Here is a 12,934-nt window from a genome sequence, read left to right as displayed (position 1 = left end):
GGTGTCATCCTGCCACGCGAGGAAGAGAAATAACGTTCTTCTTCATCCGTTTCTTCTGTATACGCTTGGGCCGGTCTACCAGCTCCACCGGAATATCCAATAAATCGCGTATGACCACCGACGCACAGACCCCACCGAAGGCGGCGGGCAAATAGGAAATGGTACCGTATGCCGAGCGCTTGAAATTATTGCCGTCTGTCATGACCAGCGAATCCCGCCTTACCTCTTCAATGGAAAACACCGCCTTCACCGTACCTGCATTGGCGAGCTTTTTCAGCCGCTTGCGTACATATTGTGCAAATACACATTGATATGTTTCCGGTAGCCAGGTGACCCGTATCATTGTAGGATCAAGCTTACCTCCGGCTCCCATCGAACTCACAATGGGCATTCCGGCATTCAACGCCGTCGAAAGCAAGGTCACCTTCGGCGTGATGCTGTCGATGCAGTCCATAACGTAGTCGTAGGATTCACTCAGGATTTCACGGCATTTCTGCGGCGTGAGAAATTCTTCCACGACATGCAGTTTCAAATCGGGGTTGATGGCCAGCAGACGCTCTTTCATAATGCGTGCTTTGCTTTCACCATGGTTAGTGGCCAGTGCGGGCAACTGGCGGTTGCGGTTGGTAGGATCAACCACGTCGCCGTCGACAATGGTCATCTCGCCGATTCCTGCCCGGCAAATGAATTCCGCTGCGAATGAACCCACGCCACCAAGCCCTATCACCAATACATGTTTCTGCCGCAGCAAAGCTATCCCATCGTCACCTACCAGCAGAGCGGAGCGCGATAGCCAATTGATATCCGTCATCTAAATCAGTTGAATTGTTTTCCAGCTCGCAAAAATAGTATCTTTTAGCGCTTCCATGGGTATTTTGCGCAAAAAAGCGGCTTGTTCATAGACGGACTGGATAGCTGCTGCTGCATCGTCGGTTTCCAAAAAGAAAAGAGAGTCCATTTCCCGCAACGTCCGGGCCGCACCGTTTGCCTCATTCAATATTGCTGCGCCGAACGAAAGGAAAAAGCCTCGGTTTACCAACTGCCTTGCCTGCTCGGGCGATTTATTAAATCCATGTATGATCATCGGGATTTTATGGGCATATCGCTTACCAAATGCCTGCAATTCATCATACGCCCTGACACAGTGAATAAGAAGCGGTTTTCCGCATGTCAATGCCAATTCTACCTGCTGCTCGAATGCCTCCCGCTGCAACGACATAGCCGGACCCCGCTGCCGGTCGAACCCGCACTCTCCGATAAGCTTCACTTCATCGCGGCCGACATATTCCGTAAGCAACCGGAATTGCTCCTCCCGATTTGTTTCTGTGAGAAACCACGGATGCAGTCCCGCAGACAGCCACATGCCGGGTGGCACACCATCGGTATCCATACCCGCGTTGTAGATTGAACGTACGTTAGGGTCCTGTTGGATACCATGGGTATGGATGTCTAAAAAGAAACACATGGGTACAAATTTCTGCTATTTATGTCAGAAATTGAGGCTTGACCGCACAATCTTCAAATTAATGGGTAAGTGTCTTGCATCTTTCAAAACAAAAACTCATATTTGCGACAAGCAAATGAATTTTCAAACAGAACATATTATTGGGTGGTGGCATGGCAGTTGATGCTGTGGCAACCTCCTACTGTAAGTAATAAGTTACTGAAATGTATAGCGGCTTGCCCATTTACCGGCAGGCTTTTTTTATGGCGTTTTTCGAATGAAGCGGATCTTAGCACATTTATTTGAATTTAAAACCTTCACCAGAAGTGAAGCGTACGAGATACTGACCCATATTGCTTCGGGAAAGTACAACAATTCACAGATCGCAGCGTTCATGACCGCATATGGCATGCGGAGTATCCGCGTAGAAGAATTGGAAGGGTTCCGCGATGCGATGTATGATCTCTGCTTGCAGCTTGACTTTCCGGGTTATAAGCTGATCGATCTTTGCGGAACCGGCGGGGATGGCAAAAACACATTCAACATCTCCACACTGGCTTCCTTTGTGGTGGCGGGAGCTGGCTATCCCGTTGCAAAGCATGGCAATTACGGCGTTTCATCCGGATGCGGGTCGTCCAATGTAATGGAGTATCTGGGCTATCGGTTTACCAATGACAAAGATACCATCAGCCGTCAGCTTGAAAATGCAAACATCTGTTTTCTCCATGCGCCCTTGTTCCATCCCGCGATGAAGACCGTGGCCCCCATCCGCCGGGAACTGGGTGTGAAGACGTTTTTTAACATGATTGGCCCCTTGGTGAATCCCACCAATCCGCAATACCAATCCGTTGGTGTATTCAGCCTTGAGTTAGCCCGTCTCTATGGTTACCTCTACCAGCAAACGAATAAGCAATATACGATTCTGCATGCGCTGGATGGTTACGACGAAATTTCCCTCACGGGTAATTTTAAGACTATCAGCAACCGGGGTGAGAACTTCTACAGTCTAGAGCAGCTCGGTTTCTCGCCCCTACCCCCCGAAAGCATACATGGTGGGGATACCGTAGAGGAGGCTGCACGGATCTTCACCGCTGTGATACAGGGAAACGGGACAGCCCAACAAAACGACGTTGTCCTCGCCAACGCTGCCATCGCCATACAGACCATTCATCCGGAAAAGAGTTTCGGCGACTGCTATTATGAGGCCGAAGCTTCGTTGCTCGGTAAAAAAGCATTGGAAAGTTTTAAAACGTTAATTGGATAGAACGCGGATAACGCAGATTCGGCGGATTTTGATGAAACCAAAGATAAAAATATGTGGCTTGCGGGATCCTGAAAACATACGGGGTGTGCTGACCTTGCAGCCGGATTACATCGGCTTCATTTTTTATCCGGCTTCCAAACGTTTCGTCGGATCCGCATTGGAGGCTACCTGGGTGGCACAATTAGCAGGAGTGTGTAAGACCGGCGTTTTTGTAGATGCCGATGAGCAGCAGGTAAACAGTTACGTAGCGCAATATGGTTTTCAGGCAGTGCAACTGCACGGGAACGAAGATGCGGCCTACTGTGCACGATTGAAACAAACAGGGGTTACGGTGATCAAAGCGTTCGGCATTGACCCGCGGTTTGACTGGGCGCAGTTGGACGAGTATGAGGATGCGGCGGAATATTACCTGTTTGATACGCAAAGCAAACAGCATGGCGGTACCGGTACACGTTTTGACTGGAAGTTACTCGAAGGTTATACATCGGACAAACCTTTCTTCCTGGGCGGCGGTATCAGTACCGAAAATATCCGTGAGGCATTGGAGATCGGCGATAGCCGCCTTTACGCGCTGGACCTGAATTCAAAGTTCGAAACCGCACCGGGGATCAAAGATATTGAATTATTGAAACAGACATTACAGATCTTCAACGATGAGTGAATACCAAGTGAATGAAAGGGGTTATTACGGTGACTTTGGTGGTGCCTATATCCCCGAAATGCTATACCGGAATGTGGAAGAGTTGCGACGGCAATACCTCGGGATTATCCAAAGCGAGGAATTCAAGCGGGAGTTTGATCAATTGCTCACCGACTATGTGGGACGCCCCTCTCCACTCTATCCGGCTACCCGGCTTTCTGAACGTTATGGAGCCAACATCTTTTTAAAACGGGAAGACCTCAATCACACAGGCGCACACAAGATCAATAATACCATCGGCCAAATCCTGCTGGCAGAGCGGCTTGGCAAACGGCGCATTATCGCAGAGACCGGCGCCGGGCAGCATGGCGTGGCTACGGCTACCGTCTGCGCCCTCAAGGGGCTCCAGTGTGTGGTTTACATGGGAGCAGTCGATATGAAACGGCAGGCCCCCAATGTGGCGCGCATGAAAATGATGGGCGCCGAAGTGATTGCCGCCGAATCGGGCAGCAAGACGCTCAAAGATGCCACCAATGAAGCGTTACGCGATTGGATAAACAATCCGGTAGACACGCACTACATCATCGGCTCGGTAGTAGGCCCCCATCCCTACCCGGATATGGTTGCCCGGTTCCAGTCGGTCATCTCCGCCGAAACCCGCAAACAGTTGCTGGAGAAGACGGACAGGGAGACCCCCGACTATGCGATTGCCTGCGTGGGTGGTGGTAGCAATGCAGCGGGTATGTTCTATCACTTTTTGGATGAACCGCTCGTAAAGCTGATTGCGGTGGAAGCGGCCGGAAAAGGCGTGCATTCCGGCGAATCTGCTGCGACAACCGTTCTGGGACGCGAAGGTGTGCTTCACGGCAGCCGGTCCATCCTGATGCAGACGGACGATGGACAGGTAGTAGAACCTTATTCCATTTCCGCGGGACTGGACTATCCCGGTATTGGCCCCCAACATGCCTGGTTGTACAAAACGGGACGAGCCACCTATGCGAGTGCCACGGACGACGAGGCGATGCAGGCCGGCCTCCTGCTCACCAAACTGGAGGGTATTATCCCTGCTATCGAGAGCGCCCACGCCCTGGCTCAGCTGGAAAAAATGACCTTCAAAGGCAATGAAAATGTCGTAATATGCCTTTCCGGACGGGGTGACAAGGACTTGGATAATTACATGAATTATTTTGGCTTTTAGCAATGAACAGGATTAACAAATTATTCGCCGATAGCGGTGACAAGCGCATACTTTCCATTTATTACACGGCTGGCTACCCGACATTGGATAGTACCCTGACAATCGCGGAAACGTTGGAAAAGTCGGGCGCAGACTTTCTTGAAATCGGCTTCCCATATTCCGACCCTGTGGCCGATGGCCCCGTTATCCAACACAGCTCCGAAGTAGCCTTGCGTAATGGCATGACACTGCATGTGCTTTTTGAACAGCTCAGCAAGCTGCGCGACCGCGTCCACATCCCGGTACTGCTGATGGGATACGTTAATCCGGTTCTGCAGTATGGTATCGATCGGTTCTGCCAATCGTGCAAGGCCGTTGGAGTCGACGGGGTTATTGTGCCGGATCTACCCATGTACGAATACGAGGCACAGTATCGCGCCATTTTTGAGGCAAATGGGCTGAGCAATATCTTTTTGGTTACGCCGCAAACCTCGGAAGAACGTATCCGGAAAATCGATGGCTTGTCTACCAGTTTTATTTACCTGTTATCGTCATCTGCCACTACCGGAAAAAACCTTTCGGTATCCGAAGATACAGCGGCTTACTTTTCCCGTATACAACAGATGAAACTGAAAAATCCGGTTGTCGTAGGTTTCGGTATTTCCAACAGGGACACGTTCTTACGTGCCACGGATTATACGGACGGAGCCATTGTTGGAAGTGCTTTCGTCCGGCTGCTGGATGAAGCCAATTACCTGGAAAAGGTTCCGGCATTCATCCAACAACTGAAAGAAGTAACGGATGGTCATTAGTCCATCCGTTCTTTTAAAATTTTTCCGTCCGCATCAAAAAGCACCTTCAGATCGCCTTGACGGCTATCCAAATCGACTGCATAGGACACTTTCCCCCCTTCTTCTATTTTCTTTACTTCGTCAATCCGGTATCCGTTAAATTCGGTCTTGATCTGCTGTTTTACCGCATCAGGCAGCGAGGAGGAAGACAATTCCTCTTCATGTTTCAACACTTTCCCGTCTGGACTGATAATTGCCTGATGATCACGCCCTACTAAGCTAAGATTAAATTCGACTTCAAAATTGCCATCTTTCCGTCGCTCCCATTCTACCTGCCGCGCTTTCGGAAACTGTTGCTGGAATGCATTCAATACGACTGCGGGGACTCCACGTGGCGCCTGTTGGGCCATTGCAGAAAAATTAGCTGACAAAATAAATGCTAATCCTATAAGTAATTTTCTCATGATTATTTATTTTAAAATGTAAATATATGCGCAAAGTAACAAGCTAAAACGGGAAAAACTTGGGAAATCAGTATACGCGTGTAACATATGGAGGTTTTTGACATCCAATAAACAAAATAACAATTCCTATCTTTAACGCTCCGTGAAATAAGCGGTAAATGGGAACCACTAATTAACATAAATCTATATGAAGATCCTATCATCCATAGCTATCTGGTGGCATACACTCGGAGGAGTGGAAAAATTTTTCTGGGCCGTAGCACTTTTATTCTCCTTCATGTTCGTCGTGCAGACCGTAATGTCATTTATCGGAGGAGATGACGACGGTACGTTCGGGGATTCAGACGACTATGTAGACGGCGATGGCGGAATCGATTACCAGTTTTTCACCATCAAAAATTTTATCACCTTTTTCACCGTATTCGGATGGGTAGGATTGGCTTGCCTTCAGGGCAACCTGCCGATGCTGCATGTAATACTCTGGTCTACGCTATCGGGAGTTATCATCGTCCTGATCATGTTTTTCTTATTTTCACGGATGGCGAAGCTTCGCGCAAGCGGTACCTTACAGATTCAAAATGCCTTGCAGAAGCAGGCGGAAACCTACCTGCGGATTCCGGGGTTGCGGGGAGGCTATGGCAAAGTACATATACGTGTACAAGGTTCACTCCGCGAATTGCGCGCACTTACGGATGACGATGACGATATTCCCACCGGAAAACCGGTAACGGTTATCGGTATCGTAAATGAGAGCATATTATTGGTTACCAGTAAAACGAAAATTTAATTATCAATTATCAACTGTCAACTATCAATTATCAACTGTCAACTATCAATTAACACAAAAACCGTATGGAGTACATCTTAGTTGCAATTGCCGTCGGCATTATCATTGTATTTGTCTTTATTGTTTCCTTATTCAAACGTTATAAACGCTGTCCGTCAGACCGTATTTTAGTCGTATACGGGAAAGTAGGCAAAAATGCTGCTGAAGGTACCCGAACGGCCAAATGTATCCATGGTGGCGCAGCTTTTATCTGGCCGGTTATCCAGGACTACTCCTTTTTGGATCTCACGCCCATTTCCATCGAGGTGAATCTGACGAGCGCACTCAGCAAACAGAATATCCGTGTGGATGTGCCGTCTCGTTATACCGTTGGTATATCTACCGAACCAACCGTGATGATGAACGCAGCCGAGCGACTGCTGGGCCTGCAACGTCCGCAGGTACATGAGCTCGCCAAAGACATCATCCTCGGGCAGATGCGATTGGTGGTAGCTATGATGGACATCGAGGAGATCAACAACAACCGCGACAAGTTCCTTCAAAACATTGCCGCCAACGTCGAAGCCGAGCTTAACAAGATTGGGTTGAAAATGATCAACGTGAACGTAACGGATATCAAAGATGAGAGCGGTTACATCGATGCCCTCGGTAAAGAAGCGGCCGCAAAAGCGATCAACGAAGCTAAAATCCGTGTGGCCGAACAGGAGCGTCTCGGCGATATTGGCAAGACGGAAGCCGAAAAGGAACGGGATATAAAAGTAGCTGAAATGCAACGTGACCGGGACGTGGAAGTGGCCATCGCCACCAAAGACAGGGAAGTCAGCATTGCAGGGGCCGGTCGCGATGAGAATATCGGTAAGGCAGAAGCCGAACGGGATACCCGTGTCAAGATAGCCGATGCGAATGCCATCGCCGTACAGGGAGAGAACCTCTCCAAAATCCAAATCGCAGCTTCCGACGCGGAACGCCGCGAACGCGAGGCCGAGGCACTGAAAAAAGCGGTTGCAGCGGAGAAAGTGCAACAGGCAAAGGCGCTGGAAGAGGCTTACCGCGCCGAGCAACTGGCGGAAGAGGCACGTGCTGAGCGCGACCGCGCCGCACAGAATGCTTCCATCGTAGTGGCGGCCGAAATCCAGAAGCAGAAAGCCATCATCGAAGCACAGGCCGAGGCCGAACAATTGCGGGAAAAAGCCCGGGGAGAAGCCGATGCAATTTTTGCCAAACTGGAAGCCGAAGCACGCGGGGTATACGAGATGCTGACCAAACAGGCGGAAGGTCTCAAGGAGATTGTCAAATCCGCGGGCGATGATCCGAAAGATGCTGTGCTACTACTGATTACAGATAAATTACCCGAACTGGTGAAACTGCAGACCGAAGCGATCAAAAACATCAAGATCGACAAAGTCACCGTTTGGGACGGGGGAAATGGTGGAAACGAAGACGGGAAGACGTCGACCGCCAATTTTGTTTCGGGCCTCTACAAGTCTGTTCCGCCCCTCAAAGATATTTTTGACATGGCAGGAATGGAATTGCCCAGCTACCTGGGGGATAGCAAGAAAAGTACGCCTTCCAGCACCACGCAGTCGCTGAAAAACGATCGGCTGGGTGGCGATATACAAGATGCGGAAGAAATAAAATAGCATTAAAATCCGCCAAGTTTAGAAACGTTGCGGTTTGGAATCTTGGCGGTTTTTTCCCTATCTTTGCAGCGTCATGGCAAAAGTATTCGTCATATGGCTGACCTTCATTTATGCCTTCTCGGCGACGGGTGCAACCGTGCACCTGCACTACTGCTGCGGAGAGTCCCAAACATTGGTGATGCAACCCGAGTATGGGAAATCCGCCCCTGAGGATTGCTCGCTCTGCTTTACACACCACAAAAAGAAAACGGAGGATCCCGTCTGCTGCACCGACGAAGGCAACGATCGCTGTGCCATCGATCAGGCAGGACATGGGCATTGCCAAACGGTGAAGGTAGACGCAAAAAAAACCACAGAAGAACACCTTCCAGGTGCAGATACAAAGCCGGCAAAGATTTATCCGCTGGAGCTATTGGCTTTCACATTAGCCTATGTCATCAACCTGCCGTTGGATACCGACTATGCCATCAAAACGGCAGATGATGCCCCTCCCAATACTGCTGTCCCCTTGTTTATCCAACACTGCACGTACCGTATTTGAGTACTGACCATTGATTCTTCACCGACGGGCCAAGTTCACTGTTTCGCCCGCTGGGGCCATGGTGCAGCCGCACCATATCTTGGTTTTAAATCAATATCAGCATTCAAATTCGTAAAACATGACTTATCTGATCAAAGCGTACACCACGCTATTGTTGTTGCTCCCCATCTCGCTAATGACTAAGGCCCAGAACGAGCACAATTTTATCCTTACTGTGGCGGGCAATTGCAACATGTGCAAAGCCCGGATCGAGAAAGCGGCAAAAGATGCCGGCGCAGAGGCTGCCGCATGGAATGCGGCGAACCAACAACTTCAGCTTTCCCTTCCTTCCGCGAATTCCAACTTGGATACCATCAAAAAAAGCATCGCCGCTTCAGGCCACGATGTAGATGGGTTACGTGCCGATGACGACGCATATAATGCACTACCCGAGTGCTGCCATTACCGGAACCCGTCGAACATCCATAAGGTTACCGGACAAGACCATCGTGATCATGAGGTTACCGGCGTCGTGATGCAGGAAAACAACCGTGGCGAACTCACCCCCATTGAATCGGCCAACATCCGCTGGCTGGAAGATGCGACCATCTATGCGCAGACAGATACTTCTGGGGTGTTCAGGATTGACCACGAGGAACACTTCAAACGGCTGATCATCTCCTACGCGGGACACCAGTCCGACACGCTTACCATAAACGACCCACATGAAGTGGTAGTGATCACTGCCAAAGACAACGTATTGGCCGAGGTAACCGTATCTGCGAGGCGGCGTTCCAATTATATTTCGGCCCTCAGCCCGACACGGCTAGAAGTCCTTACCGGGCAGGAACTATTCAAGGCAGCTTGCTGCGACCTCAGTGAAAGCTTCGAAACTAATGCATCCGTAGATGTGGTAAGCAGCGATGCGGTGACAGGCAGCAAACAGATCCAAATGCTCGGCCTAAGCGGTATCTATACCCAACTGACGGTCGAAAACCTACCCGGTCCACGCGGACTGGCTACGCCACTTGGACTCAACAGCATCTCCGGAACATGGATAGAATCCATTCAGATCGGTAAGGGGATCGGGTCGGTAGTAAATGGTTTTGAGAACATTGCAGGGCAAATCAATGTAGAATTGAAGAAACCCGAAACATCGGAACGGTTGTTTTTCAACGCCTATACCAATAACATGGGGCGGTCAGATATCAACGTCAACCTGTCTCATCGGTTTAGTGACCGGTGGACAGGCGGGCTCCTGCTGCATGATAATTTCATGTACAATAAAAACATGAATTTCAGTAAAAATGGATTCCGGGATATTCCGGTGGGAAACCTGTTCTCGGGTGTCAGCCGGTGGAAATACGAAGACGGAAAAGGCTTAATGCTCCAATTTGGCGTCAAATTTCTCAGTGATGACCGTACAGGCGGACAAATCGATTTCAATCCCACAACGGATAAGCTTACGGAAAATCGCTACGGACTGGGATTTGACATCGAACGGTATGAGGCATTTGCCAAAATCGGCTATGTATTTCCGCAGCAGACGCAACGCAGCATCGGCCTGCAACTCGCTGGCACGTCATTCAATCAAACCTCCTATTTTGGTCTGCGCACCTATGATGCCGAGCAGCAAAACGGTTATGCGAACTTAATTTACCAGGACATCATTGGCACCGTGGTGCATAAATACCGCACGGGCCTGAGTATGCAATATGACCGGTACAAGGAACAGTACATCGCACAGCGGTTTAGCCGGACCGAAGTCGTTCCGGGCGGCTTTTTTGAATATACCTATGGCCCTTCTGATAAATTTGATGCGGTATTGGGTATCCGCGGCGACTATAATAACCTATATGGCTGGTTCGCGACACCCCGTGCACACGTACGTTATCAACCCGTGGCCGGTACCGTCTTCCGGATCAGCAGTGGCCGTGGCCAGCGCACTGCAAATATTTTTGCAGAAAACACCGCCGCATTGGCCAGTGCTCGGACCGTACGTATCGTTACCCCAGACAATACCCAAAATGCGTATGGACTGAAACCTGAAATTGCCTGGAATACCGGTATCAGTTTCGACCAATCGTTCCGGTTGTTCCACCGCGAAGCCTCATTCAGTACTGAATTTTTCAGAAACGACTTTATCAATCAAGTGGTTGTCGACTATGAGAACCCACGTGAATTATCCTTCTATAATCTGGAAGGCAAATCCTATTCGAATAGCCTGCAAACCGAGCTGCGTTTCATGCCGCTAGCTCATTTTGAAACACGGATGGCCTATCGCTTTTTCGATGTAAAAACCACCTACGGAAACACGTTATTGCAACGCCCGCTTGTAGCCCGGCACCGGGGCTTCCTTAATCTTAGCTATGCTACACATAGCAGCGGATGGCATTTCGACTATACGCTCAATATTACGGGTCAGAAACGATTACCCTCCACCGAGGCGAATCCGGTGGAGTATCAGATCCCCGGATATTCACGCGCCTACAGCACGATGAACGCCCAGATCAGCAAAACCGTTGGCAAAACCCGCCCGATTGACCTCTATATTGGGGGCGAGAATCTTACCGACTTTTTTCAGCCAAACCCGATACTCGCGGCCGACCAACCGTTTAGTCCGTATTTTGACTCATCGCTGCTTTGGGGGCCCATCTCCGGACGGATGTTTTATGCAGGGATCCGGTTTAGCATTAAATGAAGGATTAGGGATTAAGGACTAAGGATTAAAGATCAAGGATCGCCCGTCTTTCCTTGATCCTTATTCTTTTTATCCTTATTCTTTTTCATCTGTAAATAATTTTGTTCCATCGGTCAGATGGAGCTTACCTTGTTTAAAATTTACATTTCCTTGTGTGATAAAAATGAAATTTTAAACATGGACGGTTCATTTAACATTAAAAAAGCGGGAATGGAGCACTTCGCTGAGTTTCGCAGTAGGCAGCCCGACCACATTGGTGTACGATCCTACGATCTTCTCAATGGCCACAATGCCGATCCACTCCTGGATACCGTAAGCACCTGCTTTATCAAAGGGCTGGTAATGCTGGACATAATAATCAATCTCATCGGCCGATAGACTCCGGAAATGCACTTCGGTGAGATCGTGAAATACCTCGATAGCTCCTTCATGTAAGAGTGCCACTGCGGTGATCACCTCATGCCGCCTGCCGGATAACAGGGTGAGCATTTCTTTTGCATGGACTTCATCCTTCGGCTTGCCAAGTACCCGGCCATCGATGGTTACAATGGTATCCGCTGTGATGACCAACGCATCGGTAATTTCCTCCCTGAAAGCCTGGGCTTTTTTTTCGGCTATGTAACGTACCGCTGTCACCGGATCCAGTTCGTCGGGGAAAGATTCCTCCACTTCACGGATAGCCACCGTAAACGAAAGCCCCATCAATGAAAGCAGTTCTTTCCGTCTGGGCGATTGAGAAGCAAGGATAATACGCATTGCGAATCGATTGTCTGCTATTACTGTTCTTTCAGATACTGGCTACCTCCGGATCCTCATGCCACGTGCCTTGTAATTTCATTACTTTTTCGATCACATCGCGTGCAGCTCCCTGACCGCCCTTACAGAACGACACGTAAGCCGAGATTGCCTTAATCTCCTCCACAGCGTCGGCCGGACAGGTGGCAAATCCCGCCACCTTCATATTGCCTAGATCGGGTATATCATCCCCCATGTATAGAATATCCCGATAGGTCAGTTGACGGAATGACAGCCATTCACGCAATACTGCACTTTTGTCACTCACTGATAGAAAAACATCTGCTATTCCCAATCCTTCCATTCTCTTTTTTACCCCTGCCGATCGTCCGCCGGTAATCACAGCCATGGGATACCCCCTTTTTATGGCCAGTTGCATGGCGTAGCCATCTTTTATATTAAACGACCGAAGTTGATCGCCCTGTTCCGTAACCAATATATTTCCATCAGACAACACGCCATCCACATCAAACACAAAGGCCTTTACCTGCTTAAACTTATCAAATAACATGATTAAGTACTATTTGAAGCCAAACTTAGCATTAAAATCCGAACTTTATGAGTACCGGGCAAAAAGTGTTATTCTGGGTGACATCGTGTCCACTAAACCCGTCGTCCTTAACCGTTCTCGCTACACGTTTGAAAAGACAGCCATTATAAATGGCCACAATAGTCCGTATTTTATTTTGGCATGGCCTTTGCTCCTATAAT

The 12,934-nt window shown here is 49.2% G+C and carries 13 protein-coding genes; 8 read left to right on the top strand and 5 right to left on the bottom strand.

Annotated features, from left to right (window positions below; genetic code table 11):
• Positions 1–4 precede the first annotated feature (4 nt).
• Both IEX60_RS05090 and IEX60_RS05085 read right to left on the bottom strand, forming a co-directional pair.
• Positions 5–811, bottom strand: coding sequence for a tRNA threonylcarbamoyladenosine dehydratase (locus IEX60_RS05090; RefSeq protein ID WP_188748118.1), 807 nt, complete (start codon positions 809–811; stop codon positions 5–7).
• The gene (locus IEX60_RS05085) at positions 812–1,465 is read right to left on the bottom strand and encodes a TatD family hydrolase (protein WP_188748116.1); all 654 of its coding nucleotides are present in this window, start codon (positions 1,463–1,465) and stop codon (positions 812–814) included.
• A gap of 256 nt (positions 1,466–1,721) precedes the next feature.
• Here IEX60_RS05085 and trpD point away from each other — a divergent pair, with 256 nt between their 5' ends.
• From trpD to trpA, 4 genes are read left to right on the top strand one after another with little or no spacing between them, the layout of a single operon-like run.
• Positions 1,722–2,708 (top strand): anthranilate phosphoribosyltransferase, encoded by a 987-nt coding sequence (gene trpD, locus IEX60_RS05080; RefSeq protein WP_188748114.1) that lies wholly within the window; start codon positions 1,722–1,724, stop codon positions 2,706–2,708.
• A 31-nt stretch (positions 2,709–2,739) separates the two neighbouring features.
• Positions 2,740–3,369 (top strand): phosphoribosylanthranilate isomerase, encoded by a 630-nt coding sequence (locus IEX60_RS05075; protein WP_188748112.1) that lies wholly within the window; start codon positions 2,740–2,742, stop codon positions 3,367–3,369.
• Entirely contained in the window at positions 3,362–4,546 is a 1,185-nt protein-coding gene (gene trpB / locus IEX60_RS05070) for a tryptophan synthase subunit beta (protein WP_188748110.1), read from the top strand. Before IEX60_RS05075 ends, trpB begins: the two co-directional genes overlap by 8 nt.
• 2 nt (positions 4,547–4,548) lie before the next feature.
• Complete coding sequence (gene trpA, locus IEX60_RS05065; protein WP_188748108.1) at positions 4,549–5,337, top strand: tryptophan synthase subunit alpha; 789 nt, start codon at positions 4,549–4,551, stop codon at positions 5,335–5,337.
• Here the strand turns inward: trpA and IEX60_RS05060 are convergent.
• Positions 5,334–5,780 (bottom strand): PepSY-like domain-containing protein, encoded by a 447-nt coding sequence (locus tag IEX60_RS05060; protein ID WP_188748106.1) that lies wholly within the window; start codon positions 5,778–5,780, stop codon positions 5,334–5,336. The two genes, trpA and IEX60_RS05060, sit on opposite strands and share 4 nt — an antisense overlap.
• Positions 5,781–5,967: 187 nt before the next feature.
• Between IEX60_RS05060 and IEX60_RS05055 the strand changes: the two genes are divergently transcribed.
• From IEX60_RS05055 to IEX60_RS05040, 4 genes are all read left to right on the top strand, one after another.
• Complete coding sequence (locus IEX60_RS05055) at positions 5,968–6,567, top strand: hypothetical protein (RefSeq protein WP_188748104.1); 600 nt, start codon at positions 5,968–5,970, stop codon at positions 6,565–6,567.
• 65 nt (positions 6,568–6,632) lie between these two features.
• On the top strand, positions 6,633–8,207 hold the full coding sequence (locus IEX60_RS05050) for a flotillin family protein (protein WP_188748102.1): 1,575 nt from the start codon (positions 6,633–6,635) through the stop codon (positions 8,205–8,207).
• 73 nt (positions 8,208–8,280) lie between these two features.
• A complete protein-coding gene (locus IEX60_RS05045; RefSeq protein ID WP_188748100.1) occupies positions 8,281–8,748 on the top strand; it encodes an HYC_CC_PP family protein in 468 nt (155 codons plus the stop codon).
• Between the two features lie 118 nt (positions 8,749–8,866).
• Entirely contained in the window at positions 8,867–11,428 is a 2,562-nt protein-coding gene (locus tag IEX60_RS05040) for a TonB-dependent receptor plug domain-containing protein (RefSeq protein WP_188748097.1), read from the top strand.
• Positions 11,429–11,614: 186 nt separating this feature from the next.
• Here the strand turns inward: IEX60_RS05040 and IEX60_RS05035 are convergent, their stop codons facing one another.
• Together IEX60_RS05035 and IEX60_RS05030 are read right to left on the bottom strand one after the other, a co-directional pair.
• Positions 11,615–12,184 carry a Maf family nucleotide pyrophosphatase gene (locus IEX60_RS05035; protein ID WP_188748096.1) on the bottom strand — a complete coding sequence of 190 codons (570 nt, stop codon included), beginning with the start codon at positions 12,182–12,184 and terminating at the stop codon, positions 11,615–11,617.
• A 31-nt stretch (positions 12,185–12,215) separates the two neighbouring features.
• Positions 12,216–12,734 carry a KdsC family phosphatase gene (locus IEX60_RS05030; protein ID WP_188748093.1) on the bottom strand — a complete coding sequence of 173 codons (519 nt, stop codon included), beginning with the start codon at positions 12,732–12,734 and terminating at the stop codon, positions 12,216–12,218.
• Positions 12,735–12,934 lie beyond the last annotated feature (200 nt).

This window comes from Parapedobacter defluvii (assembly GCF_014642075.1).
Classification (GTDB): Bacteria; Bacteroidota; Bacteroidia; order Sphingobacteriales; family Sphingobacteriaceae; genus Parapedobacter; species Parapedobacter defluvii.
Note: the sequence above shows the minus strand (reverse complement) of the source record. Positions and strands in the feature narration are given on the sequence as shown.